The organism is Salipiger sp. PrR007, from assembly GCF_010499845.1.
Lineage (GTDB): Bacteria > Pseudomonadota > Alphaproteobacteria > Rhodobacterales > Rhodobacteraceae > Salipiger > Salipiger pacificus_A.
This window is the reverse complement of sequence record NZ_JAAGOZ010000007.1, coordinates 107,699-130,317: the sequence shown is the minus strand read 5'-3', so window position 1 is coordinate 130,317 and position 22,619 is coordinate 107,699. Positions and strand designations below refer to the sequence as shown.

The 22,619-nt window shown below is 68.6% G+C and carries 21 protein-coding genes; 11 read left to right on the top strand and 10 right to left on the bottom strand.

Annotation, left to right across the window (positions count from 1 at the left end; translation table 11 throughout):
* Positions 1-83 precede the first annotated feature (83 nt).
* The 3 genes from gltB (at position 84) to G0Q01_RS00540 (ending at position 6,268) form a co-directional block, all read left to right on the top strand.
* Positions 84-4,625, top strand: coding sequence for a glutamate synthase large subunit (gene gltB / locus G0Q01_RS00550; RefSeq protein WP_108968345.1), 4,542 nt, complete (start codon positions 84-86; stop codon positions 4,623-4,625).
* 205 nt (positions 4,626-4,830) lie between these two features.
* Positions 4,831-5,487: a monofunctional biosynthetic peptidoglycan transglycosylase gene (mtgA, locus tag G0Q01_RS00545; protein ID WP_370457148.1), complete on the top strand. Its 657-nt coding sequence runs from the start codon at positions 4,831-4,833 to the stop codon at positions 5,485-5,487.
* Between the two features lie 115 nt (positions 5,488-5,602).
* Entirely contained in the window at positions 5,603-6,268 is a 666-nt protein-coding gene (locus tag G0Q01_RS00540; protein ID WP_108968348.1) for a glutathione S-transferase family protein, read from the top strand.
* 35 nt (positions 6,269-6,303) lie between these two features.
* Here G0Q01_RS00540 and G0Q01_RS00535 read toward each other — a convergent pair whose 3' ends face one another.
* From G0Q01_RS00535 to G0Q01_RS00520, 4 genes are all read right to left on the bottom strand, one after another.
* Positions 6,304-6,966: an isochorismatase family protein gene (locus G0Q01_RS00535; RefSeq protein WP_164189539.1), complete on the bottom strand. Its 663-nt coding sequence runs from the start codon at positions 6,964-6,966 to the stop codon at positions 6,304-6,306.
* A gap of 56 nt (positions 6,967-7,022) precedes the next feature.
* On the bottom strand, positions 7,023-8,144 hold the full coding sequence (locus tag G0Q01_RS00530) for an isochorismate synthase MenF (protein ID WP_164189537.1): 1,122 nt from the start codon (positions 8,142-8,144) through the stop codon (positions 7,023-7,025).
* 162 nt (positions 8,145-8,306) lie between these two features.
* Positions 8,307-8,627, bottom strand: coding sequence for a hypothetical protein (locus G0Q01_RS00525; RefSeq protein ID WP_164189535.1), 321 nt, complete (start codon positions 8,625-8,627; stop codon positions 8,307-8,309).
* A gap of 67 nt (positions 8,628-8,694) precedes the next feature.
* Positions 8,695-9,609 carry a LysR substrate-binding domain-containing protein gene (locus G0Q01_RS00520; protein WP_164189533.1) on the bottom strand — a complete coding sequence of 305 codons (915 nt, stop codon included), beginning with the start codon at positions 9,607-9,609 and terminating at the stop codon, positions 8,695-8,697.
* Between the two features lie 118 nt (positions 9,610-9,727).
* On the opposite strand from G0Q01_RS00520, the gene G0Q01_RS00515 reads away from it, so the two are divergent.
* The gene (locus G0Q01_RS00515) at positions 9,728-10,483 is read left to right on the top strand and encodes an SDR family NAD(P)-dependent oxidoreductase (RefSeq protein WP_164189531.1); all 756 of its coding nucleotides are present in this window, start codon (positions 9,728-9,730) and stop codon (positions 10,481-10,483) included.
* Positions 10,484-10,819: 336 nt separating this feature from the next.
* On the opposite strand, the gene G0Q01_RS26520 is transcribed toward G0Q01_RS00515, so the two are convergent.
* The 4 genes from G0Q01_RS26520 to G0Q01_RS00500 form a co-directional block, all read right to left on the bottom strand.
* Positions 10,820-10,984 (bottom strand): hypothetical protein, encoded by a 165-nt coding sequence (locus G0Q01_RS26520; protein ID WP_193989083.1) that lies wholly within the window; start codon positions 10,982-10,984, stop codon positions 10,820-10,822.
* The gene (locus tag G0Q01_RS00510; RefSeq protein WP_164189529.1) at positions 10,981-12,120 is read right to left on the bottom strand and encodes a YeeE/YedE family protein; all 1,140 of its coding nucleotides are present in this window, start codon (positions 12,118-12,120) and stop codon (positions 10,981-10,983) included. The genes G0Q01_RS26520 and G0Q01_RS00510 overlap by 4 nt, the downstream gene beginning before the upstream one ends.
* The gene (locus G0Q01_RS00505; protein ID WP_164189527.1) at positions 12,120-13,058 is read right to left on the bottom strand and encodes a sulfurtransferase; all 939 of its coding nucleotides are present in this window, start codon (positions 13,056-13,058) and stop codon (positions 12,120-12,122) included. Before G0Q01_RS00505 ends, G0Q01_RS00510 begins: the two co-directional genes overlap by 1 nt.
* A gap of 254 nt (positions 13,059-13,312) precedes the next feature.
* Positions 13,313-14,530 carry an MFS transporter gene (locus tag G0Q01_RS00500; protein WP_235939399.1) on the bottom strand — a complete coding sequence of 406 codons (1,218 nt, stop codon included), beginning with the start codon at positions 14,528-14,530 and terminating at the stop codon, positions 13,313-13,315.
* A 216-nt stretch (positions 14,531-14,746) separates the two neighbouring features.
* Between G0Q01_RS00500 and aroA the strand changes: the two genes are divergently transcribed.
* The 7 genes from aroA (at position 14,747) to G0Q01_RS00465 (ending at position 21,240) form a co-directional block, all read left to right on the top strand.
* Entirely contained in the window at positions 14,747-16,093 is a 1,347-nt protein-coding gene (aroA, locus tag G0Q01_RS00495) for a 3-phosphoshikimate 1-carboxyvinyltransferase (RefSeq protein WP_164189525.1), read from the top strand.
* A gap of 4 nt (positions 16,094-16,097) precedes the next feature.
* A complete protein-coding gene (locus G0Q01_RS00490) occupies positions 16,098-16,601 on the top strand; it encodes a hypothetical protein (RefSeq protein WP_164189523.1) in 504 nt (167 codons plus the stop codon).
* 58 nt (positions 16,602-16,659) lie between these two features.
* A complete protein-coding gene (locus G0Q01_RS00485) occupies positions 16,660-17,283 on the top strand; it encodes a d(CMP) kinase (RefSeq protein ID WP_164189521.1) in 624 nt (207 codons plus the stop codon).
* Between the two features lie 2 nt (positions 17,284-17,285).
* Positions 17,286-18,284 carry an aldo/keto reductase gene (locus G0Q01_RS00480; RefSeq protein WP_164189519.1) on the top strand — a complete coding sequence of 333 codons (999 nt, stop codon included), beginning with the start codon at positions 17,286-17,288 and terminating at the stop codon, positions 18,282-18,284.
* Positions 18,285-18,335: 51 nt separating this feature from the next.
* Positions 18,336-18,989, top strand: a complete 654-nt coding sequence (locus tag G0Q01_RS00475) for a histidine phosphatase family protein (protein ID WP_164189518.1) — start codon at positions 18,336-18,338, stop codon at positions 18,987-18,989.
* A 65-nt stretch (positions 18,990-19,054) separates the two neighbouring features.
* On the top strand, positions 19,055-20,116 hold the full coding sequence (locus tag G0Q01_RS00470) for a saccharopine dehydrogenase (RefSeq protein WP_164212917.1): 1,062 nt from the start codon (positions 19,055-19,057) through the stop codon (positions 20,114-20,116).
* Positions 20,113-21,240 carry a saccharopine dehydrogenase C-terminal domain-containing protein gene (locus tag G0Q01_RS00465; RefSeq protein WP_164189514.1) on the top strand — a complete coding sequence of 376 codons (1,128 nt, stop codon included), beginning with the start codon at positions 20,113-20,115 and terminating at the stop codon, positions 21,238-21,240. Before G0Q01_RS00470 ends, G0Q01_RS00465 begins: the two co-directional genes overlap by 4 nt.
* A gap of 43 nt (positions 21,241-21,283) precedes the next feature.
* Here G0Q01_RS00465 and G0Q01_RS00460 read toward each other — a convergent pair whose 3' ends face one another.
* Together G0Q01_RS00460 and G0Q01_RS00455 are read right to left on the bottom strand one after the other, a co-directional pair.
* Positions 21,284-21,763, bottom strand: coding sequence for a CYTH domain-containing protein (locus tag G0Q01_RS00460; protein ID WP_164189512.1), 480 nt, complete (start codon positions 21,761-21,763; stop codon positions 21,284-21,286).
* A 179-nt stretch (positions 21,764-21,942) separates the two neighbouring features.
* Entirely contained in the window at positions 21,943-22,605 is a 663-nt protein-coding gene (locus G0Q01_RS00455; protein WP_108968377.1) for a DsbA family protein, read from the bottom strand.
* Positions 22,606-22,619 lie beyond the last annotated feature (14 nt).

Sequence of the window (22,619 nt, the reverse complement as noted above, 5' to 3'; positions counted from 1 at the left end):
ATGAGGCGCCATCTCATTCGGCGCGACCTGCGCCAGCCACGTATCCCGGCCGTGCAAGCGGCCTTCCATGGAGGTGCTAAGCCATGACCACTTTCGACGCCAACTGGGTTGCCGCAGAGGAAGCCAAGCGCAAGTGGATGGAGGAGAACGGCCTGTTCCGCGAAGAGCATGAACACTCTTCCTGCGGCGTCGGCCTTGTGGTCTCCATCGACGGGAAACCGTCGCGCAAGGTTGTCGAGGCGGGCATCACCGCGCTGAAGGCCATCTGGCACCGCGGCGCCGTGGACGCCGACGGCAAGACCGGCGACGGCGCGGGCATCCACGTGCAGATCCCCGTCAGCTTCTTCTACGACCAGATCGAGCGCACCGGCCACGCGCCGCGCAAGGACGAGCTGATGGCCGTCGGCCAGGTCTTCCTGCCGCGCACCGACTTTGCCGCGCAGGAAACCTGCCGGACCATCGTCGAAACCGAAGTGCTGCGCATGGGCCATTACATCTACGGCTGGCGCCACGTGCCGGTGAGCGTGGACTGCCTTGGCGAAAAGGCCAACGCGACCCGCCCCGAGATCGAGCAGATCCTCATTTCCAACGCCAAGGGCGTGGACGAGGAAACCTTCGAGCGCGAGCTCTACGTCATCCGCCGCCGCATCGAGAAGGCTGCGGCCGCCGCGGGCATCAACGGGCTCTACATCGCCTCGCTGTCGTGCCGGTCGATCATCTACAAGGGCATGATGCTGGCCGAGCAGGTCGCCGTCTTCTACCCGGACCTGCAGGACGAGCGCTTCGAATCCGCCTTCGCGATCTACCACCAGCGTTATTCCACCAACACCTTCCCGCAGTGGTGGCTGGCCCAGCCCTTCCGGATGCTTGCCCACAACGGCGAGATCAACACCATCAAGGGCAACACCAACTGGATGAAGTCGCACGAGATCCGCATGGCCTCGGCGACCTTCGGAGAGATGGCCGAGGACATCAAGCCGATCATCGCGACCGGGGCATCGGACTCCGCCGCGCTCGATGCGGTGTTCGAGGTGCTGGTCCGCGCCGGGCGCAACGCGCCGATGGCCAAGACCATGCTGATCCCCGAGGCCTGGTCGAAGCAGGCGGTGGAACTGCCGCAGGCCTGGCTCGACATGTATTCCTACGTCAACTCGGTGATGGAGCCCTGGGACGGCCCGGCGGCGCTCGCGATGACCGACGGCCGCTGGGTCTGCGGCGGTCTCGACCGCAACGGCCTGCGCCCGATGCGCTATGTCGTCACCGGCGACGGGCTGCTAATCGCGGGCTCCGAGGCGGGCATGGTCCCGGTCGACGAGTCGACCGTGCGTGAAAAGGGCGCGCTTGGCCCGGGCCAGATGATCGCCGTCGACATGGAAGAGGGCAAGCTCTACCGCGACACCGAGATCAAGGATCGCCTCGCCTCGTCCCAGCCTTTCGGCGAATGGGTCGGCAAGATCACCGAGCTCGACGAGAGCCTCGGCAAGGTCACCGAGAAGCCGCTCTTCTCGGGCGCCGAGCTGCGGAAGCGCCAGATCGCCGCGGGCTACAGCATCGAGGAACTCGAGCAGTCGCTCTCGGCCATGGCCGAGGACGGCAAGGAAATGCTCGCCTCGATGGGCGACGACACGCCCTCGGCGGTTCTGTCCAAGAAGTACCGCCCGCTCAGCCACTTCTTCCGCCAGAACTTCAGCCAGGTGACCAACCCGCCGATCGACAGCCTGCGCGAATTCCGCGTGATGTCGCTCAAGACCCGCTTCGGCAACCTCAAGAACGTGCTCGACGAGAGCTCGGCGCAGACCGAAATCCTCGTGCTCGACACGCCCTTCGTCGCCAACGCGCAGTTTGACGAGCTGACCCATCACTTCGCGCAGGGCCTGGTCGAGATCGACTGTACCTTCCCCGCCGATGCCGGCGAGGGCGCGCTGCGTGACGGGCTGGCCCGCATCCGGGCCGAGGCCGAGGATGCCGTGCGCTCGGGCGGCGGCCACATCGTGCTGACCGATCATCACCAGGGCGATGGCAAGGTCGCCATGCCGATGATCCTCGCCACCTCGGCCGTGCACAGCTGGCTGACCAAAAAGGGTCTGCGGACGTTCTGCTCGCTGGGTGTGCGCTCGGCGGAATGCATCGACCCGCATTACTTCGCGGTGCTCGTCGGCTGCGGCGCGACCATCGTGAACCCCTATCTGGCCGAGGACAGCATCGCAGACCGCATCTCGCGCGGCCTGATCGAAGGCACCCTGACCGAGGCCGTGGCACGCTACCGCGAAGCCATCGACCAGGGCCTGCTGAAGATCATGTCGAAGATGGGCATCTCGGTGATCTCTTCCTACCGCGGCGGTCTCAACTTCGAGGCCGTGGGCCTGTCGCGCGCCATGTGTGCCGAGTATTTCCCCGGCATGCTGTCGCGGATCTCGGGCATCGGCGTGCACGGCATCCAGCAGAAGGCGGAAGAGGTCCACGCGCTTGGCTTCAAGGGGGGCCGCGACGTGCTGCCCATCGGCGGCTTCTACAAGGCCCGCAAGTCCGGCGAGACCCACGCCTGGGGCGCGCAGAACATGCACCTGCTGCAGGCCGCCTGCAACAAGGCCAGCTACGAGCTGTGGAAGACCTACTCCAAGGCGATGCGGGCCAACCCGCCGATCCACCTGCGCGACCTGCTGGACATCAAGCCGATCGGCGAGGCGATCCCGCTCGAGGAGGTGGAATCCATCACCTCGATCCGCAAGCGCTTCGTGACGCCGGGCATGTCGCTGGGGGCGCTCTCGCCCGAGGCGCACAAGACGCTGAACGTCGCGATGAACCGCATCGGCGCCAAGTCCGACAGCGGTGAGGGCGGCGAGGATCCGGCACACTTCGTGCCCGAGCCGAACGGCGACAACCCCTCGGCGAAGGTCAAGCAGGTGGCCTCGGGCCGCTTCGGCGTTACCGCCGAGTATCTCAATCACTGCGAGGAACTCGAGATCAAGGTCGCGCAGGGCGCCAAGCCCGGCGAGGGCGGCCAGCTGCCCGGCATGAAGGTGACCAAGCTGATCGCCCGTCTGCGCCACTCGACCGAGGGCGTGACGCTGATCTCGCCGCCGCCGCACCACGACATCTACTCGATCGAGGACCTCGCGCAGCTGATCTACGATCTCAAGCAGATCAACCCGCGCTGCAAGGTGACGGTGAAACTGGTGGCCTCTTCGGGCGTCGGCACCATCGCCGCGGGCGTTGCCAAGGCCAAGGCCGACATCATCCTGATCTCGGGCCACAATGGCGGCACCGGCGCCTCGCCGGCGACCTCGATCAAATACGCGGGTCTGCCGTGGGAGATGGGCCTGACCGAGGCGCATCAGGTGCTCGCGATGAACAAGCTGCGCGACCGCGTGACGCTGCGCACCGACGGCGGGCTGCGCACCGGGCGTGACATTGTCATGGCCGCGATGCTCGGCGCCGAGGAGTTCGGCATCGGCACCGCCGCGCTGATCGCCATGGGCTGCATCATGGTCCGCCAGTGCCAGTCGAACACCTGCCCGGTGGGCGTCTGCACCCAGGACCCCGAGCTGCGCGACAAGTTCACCGGCAATGCCGAGAAGGTGGTGAACCTGATCACCTTCTACGCCACCGAGGTGCGCGAGATCCTGGCCTCGATCGGGGCGCGTTCGCTCAACGAGGTGATCGGCCGCGCCGACCTCTTGAGCCAGGTCAGCCGGGGTGCCGAGCATCTCGATGACCTCGACCTCAATCCGCTGCTGATCCGTGTGGATGGGGCCGACGACATCGTCTACGACCGCAACAAGGGCCGCAACGAGGTGCTCGACACGCTCGACGCCGAAATCGTCCGCGACGGCAGCCGCTTCCTGCAGGACGGCGAGAAGATGCAGCTTTCCTACGCGGTGCAGAACACGCACCGCACCGTGGGCACGCGCACCTCGAGCCATATCGTCAGCAAGTTCGGCATGCGCAACGCGCTGCAGCCCGACCACCTGCACGTCAAGCTCACCGGCTCTGCCGGCCAGTCGCTGGGTGCCTTCGCGGCTCCGGGGCTCAAGCTGGAAGTGTCGGGCGATGCCAACGACTATGTCGGCAAGGGCCTGTCTGGCGGCACCATCGTGGTGCGCCCGCCGATGATGTCGCCGCTCACCGCGTCGAACAACACGATCATCGGCAACACCGTGCTCTATGGCGCCACCGACGGCTACCTCTTCGCCGCCGGCAAGGCGGGCGAGCGCTTCGCGGTCCGCAACTCGGGCGCGAAAGTGGTGGTCGAGGGCTGCGGCACCAACGGCTGCGAGTACATGACCGGCGGCACCGCCGTGATCCTCGGCCCGATCGGCGCCAACTTCGGCGCCGGCATGACCGGCGGCATGGCCTATCTCTATGATCCAGAGGGACTGTCCCCGGACCTGATGAACATGGAGAGCTTGGTGACCTGCCCCGTGACCGAAGCGCATTGGGAAGCCGACCTCAAGGCCCTCGTGGAGCGTCACGCGACCGAGACCGGCAGCCGCAAGGCGCTCGATATCCTGCAGAACTGGGAGCGCGAGAAGGCCAACTTCGTGCAGGTCTGCCCGACCGAAATGCTCAACAAGATCCCGCACCCGCTGGGCATCGAGAGCGATGTGGCGGTGCCGGCGGAATAAGCCCGCCCGCTTGTGGAAAGCCGAAGCGCCCGGACCCGAGGTCCGGGCGTTTTCCGTTCCGTCCCGACGCAGAGTGCTTTTCCGCGCGCGCGCGGACGTGTAGATCTGCGCCATGGCGCGAGCAGCAAAGACGACCAAAAGCAAATCGAAGACACCCGCAAAGGGATCTGGCAAGACCGCACGGCGCCCGAGGCCGCTGCGCTTTGTGGTGACGCGCGCCGTGCAGGCCGCGGTGGCGCTGGCGCTGCTGCTCTGCCTCGCGGTGTTCTCCTACCGCTTCGTGAACCCTCCCGGCAGCTTCTACATGTGGAGCGAGGGGCGGCGGCTCGGCAGCCCGGTGGACTACGACTGGGTCGATGCCGAGGATGTGGCCCCCGTCGCGCTGCGGGCGCTGGTGGCCGCCGAGGACGCCAATTTCTGCACCCACTGGGGCTTTGACATGCGGGCGATCCGCGCGGCCATCGCCGAGGGCGGCAATCGCGGCGCCTCGACGATCAGCCAGCAGGTGGTGAAGAACGCCTTCCTCTGGCAGGGCCGCAGCTGGCCGCGCAAGGCGCTCGAGGCGGCGCTCACCCCGCTGATGGAGGCACTCTGGCCAAAGCGGCGCATCCTCGAGGTCTACATGAACATCGCCGAGTTCGACGAGGGCGTCTTCGGCCTCAAGGCCGCCTCGCAGCACTACTTCGGCGTCGCGCCGTCGCAGTTGAGCGCCACCCAGGCGGCCCGGCTCGCGGCGATCCTGCCCGACCCCAAGGACCGCTCGGCCTCGAAACCCTCGAACTTCGTCGAGCGCCGCGCCGCGCAGATCCGCGACGGGGCGGCGACGATCGCCCGCGACGGCCGCGCCCGCTGCTTCGAGTAGGCGGGGCCAGCGCCCCGGCCATCACCCGCCCGTGTTCCCATCCCCAGTTGAATCGCCGCCGGTTTCACGGCAAACAGGCGAAAGATTTCCCTCAGACCCGGAGCCGCTTTCTCGAATGGCAAAGCTTTACCACGTGCCGCTCTCGCCCTTTTGCCGCAAGGTTCGCCTGAGCCTCGCCGAAAAGAAGATCGAATGCGAGCTGGTCGAGGAACGCTACTGGGAGCAGGAGGCCGACTTCCTGCGCCGAAACCCGGCAGGCAAGGTCCCGGTGCTGCGCATCGACAACAAGACCCTGTCCGAAAGCGCCGCGATCTGCGAATGGCTCGAGGAGAAATACCCCGAGCCCTCGCTGCTGCCGCGCTCGCCTGACGCCCGCTACGAAGTGCGCCGGCTCGTCGCCTGGTTCGACGACAAGTTCCACCACGAGGTGACCTCGAAGCTGCTCTACGAGCGGGTGAACAAGAAGATCATGAAGGCCGGGTTCCCCGACTCGAGCAACGTCAAGGCCGGGGCCAAGGCAATCAAGTACCACCTCGACTACATGGCCTGGCTGCTCGACCACCGGCGCTGGCTGGCGGGCGACGTGATGACCCTCGCGGATTTCGCCGCGGCGGCGCATCTGTCCTCGCTGGACTACATCTCGGATGTCGACTGGAACCGGTCGGCGGTGGTCAAGGACTGGTACGCCAAGATCAAGTCGCGCCCGGCCTTCCGGTCGATCCTTGCCGACCAGATTCCGGGCTTCCCGCAGCCGGCGCATTACGCCGATCTCGATTTCTGAGGCGCGCGGGGGCACGCCCCCGCGCGCCAGCCGCCTCAGCCAGAGGGGCTCTCCAGGCTGGCCAGCACGGCGTCCGTGACCATCGGCACGCCGCTGCAGGCCGCGACCCAATCCAGCGCCATATCGTGTTTCTCGCGGCTGAAGTCGGCCAGCGCATCCGCCACGAAAAAGGGCTCGATGTCGCGCTGAAAGGCCTCGGCAGCCGTGGCGAGGCAGCCGATATGGGCGTAAATCCCGGTGATGATCAGCTGGTCCCGCCCGCGCGCCCGCATCAGCGTCTCGAGGTTCGAGCGCTGGAAGGCGCTGTAGCGATGCTTGACCAGCGCGATATCGCCCTCTGCCGGGGCGAGAACGGGGATGATCTCTTCGTGTTCGGGCGTCGCCGACATGCCCGGCCCCCAGAGGTCGGCCTGCAATCCGCGGTCGGGGCGGAACTGGTTGCCCTTCTGCGCAGTGTAAAAGACCGGCACGCCCGCGGTTCTAGCGGCGCTCAGCAGCCGCGCGATATTGGCGGCGGCGGCGGCGATGGGGCTGCCCTCGCGGCGGAAGGCATCCGCGCCAAAGGCGGCGCAGAAGTAGCGCTGCATGTCATGCACCAGCAGCGCGGCGCGCCCGGGCTCGAGCACAAAGGGCGCGCGCGACTTGGGCAGGTCGGCGGCCGCGGGCAGCGGGTAGTCGGGGATCTTCGGAAGGGCCATCGGAGCTTTCCTTGCGGGCTTTGTGTCGGGTCGTGCGGACTTGCGCCTTGCGGGCCTCACAGGCCCTCGGCGATGCCGAGCGCGCGGCGCATGGCAATGAACTTGGCGCGGGTCTCGGCGACCTCTTCAAGTGGATCCGAGGCGGCGACGATCCCGGCCCCGGCAAAGAGCCGCGCCTCGCACCCTTCGAGCATCGCACAGCGCAGGGTGACGTGCCATTCGCCGTTGTTGCTGCCGTCCACCCAGCCGAGCGTGCCGGCGTAGAAGTCGCGCGCGAAGGGTTCGGCCCCGGCAATCGCCTGCAGCGCCTCGGTCAGCGGCGCCCCGGCGACGGCAGGCGTCGGGTGCAGCGCCGCCAGCAGCTCGAGGCAGGGGGTCTCGGGATCGCGCAGCACCCCGTCGATGCAGGTGCCAAGGTGCCACATGCTGGCGGTGCGATCGAGCTGCGGCGCCTGCGGCACGCTGAGCTCGGCGCAATAGGGGGCAAGGATGTCGTGGATGTAGTCGACCACAACGCGGTGCTCGACATTGTCCTTTTCCGAGCCAAGCAGCGCCGCCTTGGCCCGCGCATCGTCGCGCGCATCGGCGCGGCGCCGCGCCGATCCGGCAAGCGGGTGCGAGCGGATCGCCGCGCCGGTCTTGCGCAGCAGCAGCTCGGGCGTCGCGCCGACCAGCCAGCGCGCGTCGCCGCGGGTGCCGGGGAGCGGCAGGCAATAGGCGGTCACATGCGGATCGGCACCGAGCCGCGCGGCCACCGCAAAGGGATCGAGCGTCCGGTCGGTGCGCAGATCGAGCGCCCGGGCCAGCACCGCCTTGCGGAGCGGATGTTCGGGGTCCCCCACCTGCGCCGCCACCGCGGCCACCGCCTCGGCGTAGCGTTCCTGCGATGGCAGGCGATCGAGGGCCAGCGGGCGGGCGTCTGCCTCGGTCCGGGCGGTCGGCAGGGCGTCGGTGCGAGTTTCGGAGCGGAGCGCGTAGAGCCAGCCGGGCCGGTCGCGCTCGAAGGGGAAGGCACCGCAGAGACGCCGGGTCACCGCCCCGCCGCGCGCGGCAAGGGCGCAGAGCCTGTCGGAGATGGCCTCCTCGACAAAGCCGCTCTGCGCTCCGAGGCGCAGGGGCAGGCCAAGGCAGGCGCCGTCCGGCGCACCGATGGGGTACGAAATCGCAAGGTCGCTCAAGGAACAAATCCTGTTCTCGGAGCTGCCTGCCGGTTCGGTGGGTGCTGTGGGTGGAAAGGGCCGCGGGGCGGCGCGTGCCCCCGACCTACCGCGAGGGGCCGAGGGGTGTCAATTCACAAGTCTTGGCGGGGATTGCAGCGGCGGCCCTATCCGCCCGTCCGCTCAGTTCAGCAGGCGCTCGAGCCGCCCGCGCTTGTTGGCGTCATTGCCCTGGCTGTGGAGGATGGCGCGGATCTTGCCGACCTCCTCCGGGCGGATCCGGCTCGGATCGATGCTTGGGGCGAGCGTCTTGACCTGCTGCACCTCGCCCTGCGTCAGCTCGACAGGGCGGCCAATGCTCATGGCATAGCGTTCGGTCTCGGGTTGGGTCGCAGATGTCGCGGCCCGGTCGTGGCCTCCGGGCGTACGGCTGCGGTTGACCATGGCCAGCCCAGCAACGACAAGCAACGCGCCGATCACGAAGACAACTGCATAGCTTTTCATGGCGGGCTCCGATCCCTGGGTGGTCCTTGTTCCAACATAGGGCCTCACGCCGCGCGCACAAGGTGGCTCACCCCCGCGCGGCCTGGGCCTTCCCTTCGGCCTTCACGTGGTCGACGAAGGCGCGCAGGGCCGGGGGCATCAGCCGCCGCTCGGTGAAATAGAGCGATGGGCCGGGAAAGGGCGGGGTCCAGTCCTCGAGGACCGCCACCAGCCGGCCGCTGCGGAGATCCTCGGCGAGGTAGTCGTCGAAGGCATACACGAGCCCGTGCCCGGCGCGGGCGGCCACCAGCGCGGCGGCAGAGCTGTTCACCGCGAGCCGCCCTTGCGGGGTGATGTCGCGCGCCTGCCCATCCTTCTCGAAGGACCAGGGCAGGATATTGCCGGTGCCGAAGACATGGGTGATGCAGGCGTGGCGGGCCAGCGCCTCGGGGTGCTCCGGGGGGCCGTGTCGGGCGAGGTACTCGGGCGCGGCGGCGACCAGCATGCGCTGGTCGGCCCCCACCCGCACCGCCACCATGTCCTGCGCCAGCGCCTCGTCGTAGCGCAGCCCGGCGTCGAAGCCGCGGGCCACCACATCGACGAGATCCCCCTCGCTCACCGCCTCGATGCGCACCCCGGGGTGGCGGGCGAGAAACGAGGCGACCAGAGGCATCAGCCGCAGCTCGATCGCCGGGGCCGGGCCGTTGATGCGGATGCGCCCGGTGAGCGCGGCCTGCGCCCCGTTGCCGACGGCGGCGGCGGCTTCGCCCAGAACCGCCACGGCATCACCGGCGCGGGCGAGCAGGCGTTCGCCCTCCTCGGTGAGCGAGGTGCTGCGGGTGTTGCGGTTGAGCAGCCGCACCCCGAGCCGCGCCTCGAGCTCGCGGATCCGCTCGCTCAGCGTCGAGGGAGAGATCGCCAGCTCGGCTGCCGCGCGGCGGAAGTTGAGATGCCGCGCCAGGGTGACGAACTGCGCCAGCGAATTGAGGTCGATCTGCTGCATTGTTCGGATATCCGAATAGTCCATGCGACTCTGTACGATTTATCGCACGAGGATCGCAATCTATCTCTGGCGCAGGAAGGGGCGGATGTGCCGCCCCCCAGGGACAGGAGATGACCCCATGACCCGCAAGATTGCTCTCATCACCGGCGCGAGCCGCGGCCTCGGCCGCTCTGCCGCGCTGCACCTTGCCCGCGCGGGCGTCGAGGTGATCGGCACCTACAACAGCTCTGCAGAGGCCGCCGCAGAGACCCGGCGCGACATCGAAGCGCTCGGCGTGCGGGCAGCAATGCTGCCCTTCGATGCCGACGGCGGCGACATCGCGGGTTTCGCCGCCACTTTGGCAGAGGAGCTGACGCGCCATTTCGGCCGCGACACCGTGGATTACCTGGTCAACAACGCCGGTCTCGGCGTGCACGCCAGCATCCTCGGCACCGAGCCCGAGCAGCTCGACCTGCTCTACCGGGTGCACCTGCGCACGCCCTTCCTGCTCACCCGGGCGCTGTCCCCGCGGATTGCCGAAGGCGGCGCGGTGCTTTTCGTGTCGTCCGGGCTGGCGCGGTTCACCCTGCCGGGCTACGCGGCCTATGCGGCGATGAAGGGCGCGGTGGAGGTGCTGACCCGCTACGCCGCGCAGGAATTTGGACCGCGCGGTATTCGCGTCAACTGTCTTGCCCCGGGCGCCATTGCCACGGATTTCGGTGGCGGCGCGGTGCGCGACAACGCCGAGCTGAACGCGCGGGTGGCGGAGATGACGGCGCTTGGCCGGGTCGGCGCGCCGGAGGACATCGGCGCCGGGGTCGCGGCGCTGCTGGACGGTGGGCTTGGCTGGATGAGCGGGCAGCGGGTGGAACTGTCGGGAGGCCAGGGGCTCTGATCGCGGCCCCCTGTCCCCGCGGGGACAGGGGGTGCACCGGTGCTGCAAAGGGATCGCTGAAAAGGCATTAATGACCCTTGGGCCGCACGGAGATACGCGGTTGATCCCAAGGGTGTGCAGGGGGAGGAAAATAACCACTCAGCTTGGTAACTGCCCTACCTTTGGACTATCCGCCGCAGAGTTAATTTTTTGTAAACTTTTATGAAGATTTGCGCTGTCGTAGGGTCACGCTTGGCCAGTCTTATGGGCCTTTCGCGGGGCTCCCCGAGGACGCGGGTTAACGAAAGCGGGGCGGCCATCATTGGCCGCCCCGCTTCAGATGCTGAATGTTCGCGGTCAGTCCGGCAAGGCGCCGCAGAAGCCGCCCGAGGCCACGGCGCCCGAGCCGAAGGCCAGCAGGGCGGGGGCCTGGTAGGGGTTCGGCGGCGTGCTGGCCAGATCGAAGGCCAGCAGCGCCGCAACGAAGGTGAGCGCGAGCGCGGCGGTGAGGCTGCGGGTCATGTCCGCGCCTCCAGCCCCAGCGCCGGGCGCAGCCGGATGCCGAGGAAGGCCCCGGCGAAGGCGGCGACGAACCAGACCCAGCCGTGCAGGCTGCCGGTGGAGATGCCCGAGAAGAACGCCCCGACGTTGCAGCCGAAGGCCAGCCGCGACGAATAGCCAAGCAGGAAACCCGCAACGATGGTCGCGACCCAGGCGCGCGCCGGATAGGACGGCAGCTTGGCCGCCAGCGCGCCGCGGCGCCAGGCGGCGACGCCGAAAGCCCCGAGGATAAGGCCGATGTCCGTCAGCGAGGTGTAGTCCGTCAGCACGCTCGATTGCACGCGCTCCATCGAGCCGGGGGCCGCCCAGAACGCGGAGCCGGAGAGATCTCCGCCGAGTGCGGAGAACCCCTTGGCGGCCCAGAGGCCAAGCCCGTAGACCACCCCCCACGGCTGACCCGCGACCAGCAGGTTGCCGATGGCGAGCGCCGCCAGCACGACGGCGGCAAGCGCATGCCGGCGGCTCAGCTTGACCGAGCCCGGCGCGGCGCGCCAGAGGAAGATCGCCGCGGCGAGGGCCAGTAGCACCAGCGTGACGCCAAGCCCCGGAACGCCCGAGAGCCTCAGGATGGGCAGGGCGCCGAGATCGGTCCACCAGATCAGGTTCCAGGCCCCGGCGAAGCTGCCGAGCGCGAAGAAGGGCAGGGCCAGCAGGCTGACGGGGTTGCCGCTTCCGGCGTTGACCAAAGTGCCCGAGCCGCAGCCCAGAACGATCTGCATGCAGGCGCCGAAGACGAAGGCGCCGCCGACCATGGCAAAGCCGATGGGCGCCTGCGCGCCGACCAGTTCCCCCGCATGGCTCGACAGCAGCGGGATGGCGACCACGGCGACCAGAGCGATGGACAGCAGCTGCGCCAGCACGCCCGAGGGTTCGCGGCGCTGGATCATCGCCCGCCACGGCCCGGCGAAGCCGAAGCGCAGTCCCTCGAGCGCGATGCCGAAGCCGAGGCCGATGGCCAACAGGAGCCCGTAGCGTGCGCCGGCAAAGAGTGCGACGAGGGCCACGATGACGAGCGCGCCGAGGATCAACCCGGCGCGCTGCGGCATGGCCCCTGCGGGCGCGGCCGGTGCCGCGCCTTGGGTGACGGATTGGCGCATCAGTTGCCCCCGGTGACCTGGTTCAGCAGGTTCCTGAACAGGCCCGGGGCGTTCTGCATCTCGCCGCCGGTCTGCGAGTATTCGACCATCGAGCCGGGGTAGAGCTTGACGTTCTCGATGCCCGCCATCTCGCTCAGCGCGAACCAGTTGGTCGCGGCCCAGTGGCCGGTGTTGCAGAAGGAGACGATCTCTTTGCCCTCGGTGATGCCGAGCGAGGTCTTCAGCGCCTGCACGTCGGAGATCTGGCCGATGGCGGTGGCGCCGCTCTGGAAGAACTTGGTGTAGGCGTAGTTCTCGGCGCCGGGCAGGGTGCCGGGCTTGGCGGCTGCGCCATGGGCCTTCTTGCCTTCGAAGAAGGCGGCGGGGCGGGCGTCGAGCAGCAGCGCCTCGTGGCCGCCATCGACCACGTCGGCGACCTCGGGGGTCTCGGCGGTCCAGGCGTTGTTCCAGGTGATGTCGAGCTCGGTGGGCTCGGGGGTCACCGCGTCCTTGCTGAGCGGCAGGCCGGTGTTGACCCAGGCCTGCGCGCCGCCGTTGAGGATCGACAGCTCGGTGAAGCCCGAGCTCTTCAGGGTCCAGTAGACGCGGGCGGCGGCACCGAAATCGGTGTCGGTGTCGCCCTGCGAGACGATGACCACCTGCGCGTCGGGCGCGAGGCCGAGCTTTTCATAGGTGGTCTCGAGCTGGTCCACCGGCACCGTCGCGCCAGGGTTGTCCTCGGGGCCGCGGAACAGCCCGTAGGGGGCCGAGACGGCACCGGCGATGTGGCCGTCGGCATAGGCGTCGCCGCGGATGTCGAGAATCTGGGGCGCATCCGCCTCGGTGAGAGCGCGCTCAAGTTCGGCGGGGCTGACGAGCGGGGCGAGGTCGGCGGCAAGTGCGCCGGTTGCGGAAAGCCCGGTGATCGCAGCGGAAAGGGCGATCGCTTTGAAGGTCATGAGAGGGCCTCTTGGTAAGGGTGTTCGTTTTGCGGCCTTATTTCGGTCTGACGGGGCCGGGCGGCAAGGCCCGCGCGGGGGTGCGGGCAAGGCGCGCGCGGAACAGCGCTCCGCCGTGCAGGTCGCGCGTGGACGGCTGATTTGGCGTGGCGGCCCGGACGGGAGAGTTTCCCGGCTGCTCGCCCTGCCTGACGACAACGTTCTTATTTGATCCAGCGGTTCGTGGAAGTGGGCGGACCCCTGTTCCTTCGGCCTTACTCGAGCCCGCTGCGGCGCGCGTCCCAGAGCGTGAGCGCGAAGAGCCCGAAGCCCGCGGCGCTCAGCGCTGCGCCGACATAGCCCGAGGCGGGGAAATCGTGACCCGCGGCGATCACCCGCGCGGCAAGGAACGGCCCCACTGCGTTGGCGACGTTGAAGGCGGCGTGGTGCAGCGAGGCGGCAAGCTGCTGGGCCTCTCCGGCGACGTTCATCAGACGGGTCTGCATCACCGTCGAGACGCCGCCGAGGATGCTCATGCAGAGCACCGCGAGGCCCATGGTCCAGAGCCCGCCCGACACCGCCGCCGGGAAGAGGGCCAGCACAATGGCGCCGCCGCCGAAGGAGGCGAAGGCGGTGACGTTCAGGTTGCGGTCGGCCAGCGCGCCCATCGCGAGGTTGAAGATGGTCATGCCGAAGCCCGCGACCATCAGCATCAGCGCCACCATGTCGTCAGAGGCGCCGAGCGTCGTCTGCACGGTCGAGGCGATGTAGGTATAGACCGCGAAGAAGCCGCCAAAGCCGACGGCGCCGGTGGCCAGCGTCAGCCAGACCTGCCGGTTCTTCAGCGCGCCGAGTTCGCGCAGCGGATTGGCGTCCGGATCGGCGGGGGTGCGGGGGGCCTTGAGGTAGACCGCCAGCGCCGTCGCCAGCGACAGCGCACCGACGATGACGAAGCCCGAGCGCCAGCCGAAGAACTGGCTGAGCCAGCTCGCGGCGGGCACGCCGATGGTGGTGGCGATGGTCAGCCCGAGAAATACCCGCGAGACCGCCGTGGCGCGCTTGTTGCGCGGCACGATCGAGGCGGCCACCAGCGCCGCGACGCCGAAATAGGCGCCATGCGGCAGGCCCGAGGCGAAGCGCGACAGGGTGAAGAGCCCGAAGGTCGGGGCCAGCGCCGAGAGCGTGTTGAAGGCGGCGAAGGCCAGCATCAGCCAGATCAGCAGCATGCGCTTGCGCATCTTCGCCCCGGCCACGGCAAGGATCGGCGCGCCGACAACCACGCCGAGCGCATAGGCGCTGATCGCGTCCGCGGCACGGGCCTCGCTGACCCCGAGGTCACGGGCGAAGTTTGGCAGCAGCGCCATGGCGGCGAATTCGGTGGTGCCGATGGCAAAGCCGCCCATCGCCAGCGCGAAGAGCACCATGCGCGACGAAATCTGTCTTTCGACACCGGCCATCGAGGCAGGCGCGGTTTCGGCCGCTCTGTGGGTCATGCCAATCCATCGTGTCTGTCGGGAATCGGGAGGGATTCCGGCTGTGTCTCTCTCTCCCTGCGGGCATACCTAGGACGCTGCGGCAGGCGAGGCAAGACGCGGATGGGGGATTGGGCACAACAGCGCCTGCCGCTGCGTCCTTTGGCGGCGCGCGGGCGATGGACGCAGGCGCATCGCGCTGCTATCAGGCGCGCGAGCGATAACAGGAGAGGCGCCATGTCGAGCCACGGGGACCCCATTCCGATGATTGCCCGCAAGTCCGCGGGCCTTAAGGGCGAGGCGCATGTGCCGGGCGACAAGTCGATTTCGCACCGCTCGCTGATCCTCGGCGCGATGGCGGTGGGCGAGACGAAGGTGACCGGTCTTCTCGAGGGGCAGGACGTGCTCGACACCGCCAAGGCGATGCGCGCCTTCGGTGCCGAGGTCGAGAAGCGCGACGACACCTGGCACGTTCATGGCGTCGGCGTCGGCGGCTTCGCCGAGCCCGGCAATGTCATCGACTGCGGCAACTCCGGCACCGGCGTGCGGCTGATCATGGGCGCCATGGCGACCACCCCGATCACCGCCACCTTCACTGGCGATGCCTCGCTGAACTCCCGGCCGATGGCGCGGGTCACCGACCCGCTGGCGCTTTTCGGGGCGCGCGCCTACGGGCGCAAGGGCGGGCGGCTTCCGATGACCATCGTCGGCGCCGAGGCGGCGATCCCGGTGCGCTACGCCACGCCGGTGCCCTCGGCGCAGGTGAAATCGGCGGTGCTGCTGGCCGGGCTCAACGCCCCGGGCGAGACCGTGGTGATCGAGCGCGAGGCGACCCGCGACCATTCCGAGCGGATGCTCACCGGCTTCGGCGCGACCGTGACCACCGAAGAGACGTCGGAGGGCCGCGTCATCACCCTTGTCGGCCAGCCCGAGCTGAAACCGCAGACCATCATCGTGCCGCGTGATCCCTCGTCGGCGGCCTTCCCGGTCTGCGCCGCGCTGATCACCGAGGGCTCGGACGTGCTGGTGCCGAACATCGGCCTCAACCCGACCCGCGCGGGGCTGTTCTTCACCCTGCAGGACATGGGCGCGGATCTGACCTTCGAGAACATGCGCGAGGAGGGCGGCGAGCCCGTCGCCGACCTGCGGGCGAAGTTCTCGCCGGACCTCAAGGGCATCGAGGTGCCCGCCGAGCGCGCCGCGAGCATGATCGACGAATACCCGGTGCTTTCGGTGGTCGCGGCCTTTGCGCAAGGCAAGACCCACATGCCCGGCGTCAAGGAACTGCGCGTCAAGGAAAGCGACCGGATCGACGCCATGGCGACCGGCCTCCGCGCGAGCGGCGTCGCGGTGGACGAGGGCGACGACTGGTGGACGGTGCACGGCCGCGGCTTCGGAGACGTGAAGGGCGGGGCGACGGTGCAGAGCCATCTCGACCACCGCATCGCCATGTCCTTCCTCGTCCTGGGGCTTGCGACGGAACAGCCGGTGCGGGTCGATGACGGCGGGCCGATCGCCACCTCCTTCCCGATCTTCGAGGCGCTGATGACCGGGCTGGGCGCCGATCTCATCCGCGAGGCCTGAGCGCTTGCGCCGCATCCTGCCCTACGTCGCGGCGCTGGCCGCCGCGCTGTTCATCTGCATGGGCTACTACGCGGTGAGCGTGCTCTGGCCCGGCGCAGGCGGACAGGCGCCCTTCGATGTGCGAATGCTGGGCTATACCGCGGCCGAGGCGCAGCGCTACCTGCTGGCGCTGAGCGGGGAGGCGCGTTCGGTCTACCTGCTCGAGATGCACTGGCTGGGTCTGGCCTTTCGCGTGGTCTTCGGGCTGACGCTGCTGATGGGGGCCTGGGTGCTGTCGCGCGGGCGGGCCTGGTGGCGGCGCGGCATCTTCCTGCTGCTGGCGCTTGCCTGGATCGGCGCGGATGCCGCCGAGAACCTGCTGATCAACGAGATGCTGCTGCGCGGACCGGTGGCGCTCGATCATGCGCTGGTCGACTGGTCGAGCCTGTTCACCCGGCTCAAGTTCCTGCTGCTTGCGGTCTGCGCGGTGGGGCTTTTCGGCCTGTGGCGGCAGGGCCGCGGCAGGTAACTTGCGGCCCTTCCCGGCGGCGGTCATAAAGGCCGCGATCTGAAAGAAAGGGACGGCCATGGCCTTTACCATTGCCATCGACGGGCCGGCGGCTGCCGGCAAGGGCACGATCAGCCGCGCGGTTGCCGCGCATTTCGGCTTTGCCCATCTCGACACCGGGCTGCTCTACCGCGCCGTGGGGCGCAAGATGCTCGACGGGGTCGATCCGATCCGCGCGGCGCAGAAACTGCTGCCGACCGACCTTCAGGTGCAGGGGCTGCGTACCGCCGCGGTAGGGCAGGCGGCCTCGCGCGTCGCTGCCATCCCCGAGGTGCGCGCCGCGCTTCTGGACTTCCAGCGCGCCTTTGCCCGCCGCGACGGCGGCGCGGTGCTCGACGGGCGCGACATCGGCACGGTGATCTGCCCCGAGGCCGAGGCCAAGCTCTTTGTCACCGCCAGCGCCGAGGTCCGCGCCCGGCGCCGCTTCGAGGAGCTGGTGGCCGGTGGCGCCGAGACCGATTTCGAGACCGTGCTGGCCGAAACCCGCGAGCGCGACCACCGCGACGCCACCCGCGCCGATGCGCCGCTGAAACCGGCGCAGGATGCGCAGATGATCGACACCTCGGAGCTGGACGTCGAGGCCGCCGTGGCCGCCGCCATATCGGCCGTTGAGGCCCGCAGCTTAGAACGCCTGAAAGGATGACAATGAAGACAGTTCGCATGGGGCCCGGCGGCCCCGAGGTTCCCGCCTTCGGCATCGGCGCCATGTCCTTTGCCGAGTTCTACGGGCCGACCACCGAGGCGAATTCCCATGCGGTGCTCGATGCCGCCGCCGACTCGGGGGTGGTGCATGTCGACACGTCGAACGTCTACGGCATGGGGCGCTCGGAAAAGGCGATCGGTGCCTGGCTGAAGGCCAACCCCGGCGCCCGCGAGACGCTGCATATCGCCACCAAGGCCGGGATCACCAAGGACGCGGCAGGCAACCGCTGCTACGACAATTCGCCCGAGCACCTCGAGGGCGAGCTCGACGGCTCGTTGGCACGCCTCGGCGTCGAGCAGGTGGATCTTTTCTACGTCCACCGCCGCGAGGCCGACCGCCCCATCGAAGAGGTCACCGAGACACTCGCCGGGCTTGTGAAGAAGGGCAAGATCAAGAGCTTCGGATTTTCCGAGATCGCGCCGTCCTCGCTGCGCCGGGCGGCAGCGGTGCATCCGGTGGCCGCGGTCCAGTCGGAATATTCGCTGGCGACGCGTTTCGTCGAGCTGGGGCTGGTGCAGGCCTGCAAGGAGCTGGGCACGGCGCTGGTCGCCTTCTCGCCGGTGGGCCGCTCGCTGCTGACTGACCAGCCAATCGGGGCCGAGGTGATCGCCGCCAACCCCTTCCTCGCGACCAACCCCCGGTTCATGGCGCCGAACCTGTCGGCAAACCTCGGGATCACCGAGCGCTTCCGGGCGCTCGCCGCCGAGATGGGCCTGCCCGCGGCGGGGCTCGCGATCGCCTGGCTGCTCAGCCGCGGCGATCACGTGATCCCGATTCCGGGCACGCGCTCGGTGGCGCATTTCGAGGAGCTTCTGAGCGGGCTACACGCCACGCTGACCGAGAGCGACCTGGCGCGGATCGACGAGGTGCTGCCGGTCGGCTGGGCGCATGGCGACCGCTACTCGCCGGCGCAGCGGGTCGGGCCGGAATACTTCTGCTGACAGAGGCCGGGGCCCTGCGCCCCGGCGCACACGAACAGGAAAGGGGCGGGCATGTCGCATGTCACCCTCGTGCGGCACGGGCAGGCCAACACCCATGCCAAGGACGAGATCAGCTATGACCGGCTGAGCGATTTGGGCCGGCAGCAGGCGCGCTGGCTTGGCGATCACCTGCGCGGCACCGGCGATGTCTTCGCCCGCGCCTACTCGGGCACGCTGCAGCGTCACCGCGAGACCGCGGCCGAGATGGGCATCGAGCTGGACGTGGTGCGGGACGCGCGGCTCAACGAGCTTGAGTATTTCACCATGGCGCAGCTCATGGACCAGCAGCACGGCATCGCCCTGCCGCCGGACCGCGAGGGGTTCATCCGCCACCTGCCGACGCTTTTTACCTACTGGCGCGAGGGGCGGCTCGAGGGCGTGCCCGAGAGCTTCGAGCATTTCGAGGGGCGGGTGCGCGACGTGCTGGGTGAGATCGCCGCGGGCGAAGGGCGGGCCGTGGTGGTCACATCGGGCGGGCTCATCGGCATGGCGATGCGGGTGACCATGGGGCTCGAGATGCAGGCGCTGGCGCATGCCTGCCTGGCCATCGAGAACACCTCGCTGCACCGCTTCCAGCCGATCTCGACCGGGCTCTGCCTGACGCTTTTCAACGCGGTGCCGCATCTGGAAGGCTCGGAGCGGTCACTGGCACGCACACATCTCTGAGCACCGGCTTTCCCATAGGTCTGCTTTTCGATAGCAAGGCGGGGAGTTTGGCTTTGGAGAGACGGATGACACATCTCTGGGTGCGCGCGGAGCAGCGGCAGAACGAGGACCGGGTGGGCGTGACCCCCGAGGGGGTGAAGGCGCTGATCGCCGCGGGGCTGCGAGTCACCGTCGAGGAAAGCCGTTCCCGGGTCATCGGCATCGAGGGCTACCGCGCCGCGGGTGCCGAGATCGCCCCCGAGAACAGCTGGCCCGAGGCACCCGAGGAGGCGATCATCTTCGGCCTCAAGGAACTGCCCGAAGACGGCACGCCGCTGCGCCACCGCCACATCATGTTCGGCCATGCCTTCAAGGGTCAGCCGGCGGGGCAGGTTCTGCTGAAGCGCTTCGTGGCGGGCGGCGGGGCGCTCTACGATCTGGAATACCTCGTGGGCGAGGACGGGCGGCGCGTTGCGGCCTTCGGCTACTGGGCGGGCTATGCGGGCGCGGCGGTGACGCTGCTGGCCTATGCGGCGCAGAAGCGTGGCGGCCTCTGCGGGCCGGTCTCGGTCTGGCCCGGGGCGGCGGCGATGGAGGCGGCGGTCGCCGATGCGCTCGACGCGGCGGGCGGCGGGCGGCCCAAGGCGCTGGTCATCGGCGCGCTTGGGCGCGTGGGAACCGGGGCGTCGGATCTCTGCCGCAAGCTCGGCGTCGCCGTGACCGGATGGGATATGGCCGAGACCGCCCATGGCGGGCCGTTCCCCGAGGTGCTGGAGCACGAGATCTTCTTCAACTGCATCCTCGCCCATCCCGGCACGCCGGTCTTCGTGCCCGCCTCGGCGAGCACCGACGCGCGCAAGCTTCGGGCCATCGGTGACATTGCCTGCGACCCCGACAGTGACTTCTCGCCCGTGAAGGTCTATGACCACGTGACCGACTGGCAGGCCCCCGCGCTGCGGGTTCACGAGGAGCCGCCGCTCGACGTCATGGCGATCGACAACCTTCCCTCGCTTCTCCCCCGGGAGAGCTCGGAGGATTTCGCCGCGCAACTGCTGCCGCACCTGCTGACCCTGCCCGCTATGGACGCGGGTGTCTGGGGCCGGGCGGCGGCAACCTACGACAGATACCTCAAGGAGGAACTTGCATGATTCATTGGTGCGGAACGGGACTTTCATCCATCCCGGGGCTGCGACGCCTGATCGAAGCCGGCCACGACGTGATGGTATGGAACCGGACCGAAACCAAGGCCCGCGAGGCGGTGGGCGACATCACCAACCGCATCCTCGCCTTCGCCCCCGAGGCGGTGGAGTCGGCGGTGCAGGAAGGCGACGTGATCGTCTCGATGCTGCCCGGCGACTGGCACGTGATGCTGGCCGAGATCGCGATCAAGAAGAAGGCGCATTTCGTGTCGTCCTCCTACATCTCGCCCGAGATGCGCGGGCTCGACGCCAAGGCGAAGGAAGCCGGGGTGGCTCTGGTCAACGAGGTCGGGCTCGACCCGGGGATCGATCACCTGATGGCGCATGATCTCGTCGCGGCCTACCGCGCCTCGGACGCCTTCGATCCCGAGAACGAGATCAGCTTCCTGAGCTACTGCGGCGGCGTGCCGAAGGAGGCCAACGCCTTCCGCTACAAGTTCTCCTGGGCGCCGGTGGGTGTGCTGAAGGCGCTGCGCTCGCCCTCGCGCTCGATCCGCCACTTCGAGGAGCTGAACGTCCAGCGCCCCTGGGATGCGCTGAGCCGCTACGACGCGCCGCTCGATCCGCCCGAGAGCTTCGAGGTCTACCCCAACCGCGACTCGCTGCCCTTCATCGAGCAATACGAGTTCGGGCAGGACTGGAAAGTGAAGGACTTCGTTCGCGGCACGCTGCGGCTCAACGGCTGGTCCGAGGCGTGGAAGGATGTCTTCGCCGAGGTCGAGACGGCGGACGACGCACGGCTGGCGCAGATGGCCTCCGAACTGCTGGCCGAGAACAAATACGCAGAGGGCGAGCCTGACCGCGTGGTGCTCTGCGTGACGCTGAAGGCCGAGAAGGCGGGCGAGACGGTCTGGCACAAGACCTGGGTGATGGACGCCTGGGGCGACGCGCGCGGCTCGGCCATGGCGCGGCTGGTGTCGATGCCGGTGTCTTGGGCGATCGAGGCGGTGCTGAACCGAGAGATCACGCCGGGCGTCTCGGCGGCGCCGTCGGATCCGAAGTTGGTCACGCGCTGGCTGGGCGGGGTCGAGAGCCTTGCGCAGCGGATGATGCGCGTGGACGAGGCCGGCTGAAGGCTCTGAGCCGCTGGCGGGGCACGGGCCTCGCCAGCGCGCTTCAGGCCGCGCTCGAGCCGATCAGCGCCTTGCGCGCGGCAACCATGTTCACCTTGCGATAGTCCTGTAGCCCGGTGACCTCTCGGCCCACCCAATGGGGCAGGGGCAGCGGCGTGTCGAGCGCCGGCAATTCGACTTCGGCGATGGTGATGCCAGACAGGAACCCCTCGTAGACGTCCACCGTCCAGACCAGCGCGCCCGCGGGCACGTGGTGGCGGGTCTTCTCGACGACATCGGTGCAATGGGCGGAGAGCATCTCCTCGGCGTCCTGCGCCGGGATCGGGTATTCGAACTCGTCTCGGGCCATCCCGTCACGCCGGCCCTTGATGCAGAGCGTTGCGCAGTCATCGTAGAAGCGTACCCGGGCCTTGCGCCCGCCCTCGGCGGCGATGAGCCCGTCGCGCAGCCGCTCGCTGCGGGAGATACCGGATTTCCAGTCATCGCTGGAGACAAGGAACTTGCGCTCGATTTCTTTGGCCAAGGGACACTCGGTTGTCATCAAAAAATAGGCGAAATACGCGCGCGATCTATAGCGTGGCAGCGGGTCGAAGGCCACAGCGGAAAACGCGATGCGGCCGTGATCTTCGCCGCTGACGCGATGCCCGCGTCACGAAAAAGGCGCGCCCCGCGGGACGCGCCTTTGTGCCTCAGAGGAGGCGCTTATTGCGCTGCTTCGTAATGCTCGTCGAGCACCTTGGCGAAGTCGTCGTAGGACATGTTCGAATAGGACTTGCCGTCGATGAGGAAGGAGGGCGTCGAGGTGATGTTGTCGCGGGTCGCGTTCTCTTGGTACCAGCCGACAAGAGCCTTGAGCTTGGCGCTGTCGTTCATGCAGGCGTCGAGCTGGTCTTTGCCGATGCCGGCCATCAGGCCGATCTTGCGCAGGCTGTCGGCGATGCCCTGGTCCGAGCCCGCCTTCACCCAGTCGCCCTGGGTCTTGTAGATCATGTCGGAGATGCCGAAGAACTTCTCGGGAGAGCAGCGCGCGACCATCGCCGCCCACATGCCGTACTTGTCGAAATAGACGTCGCGGTAAACCAGCTTCACCTTGCCGGTCTTGATGTAGTTCTCTTCGATCTGCGGCAGCACCTCGTTGGAGAAGCGCGCGCAATGAGGGCAGGTGAAGGAGGCGTATTCGATGATCTCGACGGGGGCGTTCACGTCGCCTTTGACCATCTCGACGATCTCGGGAGCGGTTTCCGCGGTGGTCTCGGCGGCGCTGGCCTCGCTGCTCGCCTCCTGCGCGCTGACCGCGCCGGGCAGGGCGACGCCCCCGAGGGCGACTGCGGCCGCGAGCGCGGCGACGGGAAGAATGCGGGTCATGTAAGGTCCTCTTG

Bases quoted from the DNA above. Each gene is read 5' to 3' on its own strand.
- G0Q01_RS00455 (WP_108968377.1), bottom strand. From the start codon at position 22,605: ATGACCCGCATTCTTCCCGTCGCCGCGCTCGCGGCCGCAGTCGCCCTC.
- G0Q01_RS00505 (WP_164189527.1), bottom strand. From the start codon at position 13,058: ATGACCTTCAAAGCGATCGCCCTTTCCGCTGCGATCACCGGGCTTTCC.
- gltB (WP_108968345.1), top strand. From the start codon at position 84: ATGACCACTTTCGACGCCAACTGGGTTGCCGCAGAGGAAGCCAAGCGC.
- G0Q01_RS00515 (WP_164189531.1), top strand. From the start codon at position 9,728: ATGACCCGCAAGATTGCTCTCATCACCGGCGCGAGCCGCGGCCTCGGC.
- G0Q01_RS00520 (WP_164189533.1), bottom strand. From the start codon at position 9,609: ATGCAGCAGATCGACCTCAATTCGCTGGCGCAGTTCGTCACCCTGGCG.
- G0Q01_RS00535 (WP_164189539.1), bottom strand. From the start codon at position 6,966: ATGGCCCTTCCGAAGATCCCCGACTACCCGCTGCCCGCGGCCGCCGAC.
- G0Q01_RS00470 (WP_164212917.1), top strand. From the start codon at position 19,055: ATGACACATCTCTGGGTGCGCGCGGAGCAGCGGCAGAACGAGGACCGG.
- G0Q01_RS00500 (WP_235939399.1), bottom strand. From the start codon at position 14,530: ATGACCCACAGAGCGGCCGAAACCGCGCCTGCCTCGATGGCCGGTGTC.
- G0Q01_RS00510 (WP_164189529.1), bottom strand. From the start codon at position 12,120: ATGCGCCAATCCGTCACCCAAGGCGCGGCACCGGCCGCGCCCGCAGGG.
- G0Q01_RS00525 (WP_164189535.1), bottom strand. From the start codon at position 8,627: ATGAAAAGCTATGCAGTTGTCTTCGTGATCGGCGCGTTGCTTGTCGTT.
- G0Q01_RS00540 (WP_108968348.1), top strand. From the start codon at position 5,603: ATGGCAAAGCTTTACCACGTGCCGCTCTCGCCCTTTTGCCGCAAGGTT.
- G0Q01_RS00485 (WP_164189521.1), top strand. From the start codon at position 16,660: ATGGCCTTTACCATTGCCATCGACGGGCCGGCGGCTGCCGGCAAGGGC.
- G0Q01_RS00465 (WP_164189514.1), top strand. From the start codon at position 20,113: ATGATTCATTGGTGCGGAACGGGACTTTCATCCATCCCGGGGCTGCGA.
- aroA (WP_164189525.1), top strand. From the start codon at position 14,747: ATGTCGAGCCACGGGGACCCCATTCCGATGATTGCCCGCAAGTCCGCG.
- G0Q01_RS00480 (WP_164189519.1), top strand. From the start codon at position 17,286: ATGAAGACAGTTCGCATGGGGCCCGGCGGCCCCGAGGTTCCCGCCTTC.
- G0Q01_RS26520 (WP_193989083.1), bottom strand. From the start codon at position 10,984: ATGACCCGCAGCCTCACCGCCGCGCTCGCGCTCACCTTCGTTGCGGCG.
- G0Q01_RS00475 (WP_164189518.1), top strand. From the start codon at position 18,336: ATGTCGCATGTCACCCTCGTGCGGCACGGGCAGGCCAACACCCATGCC.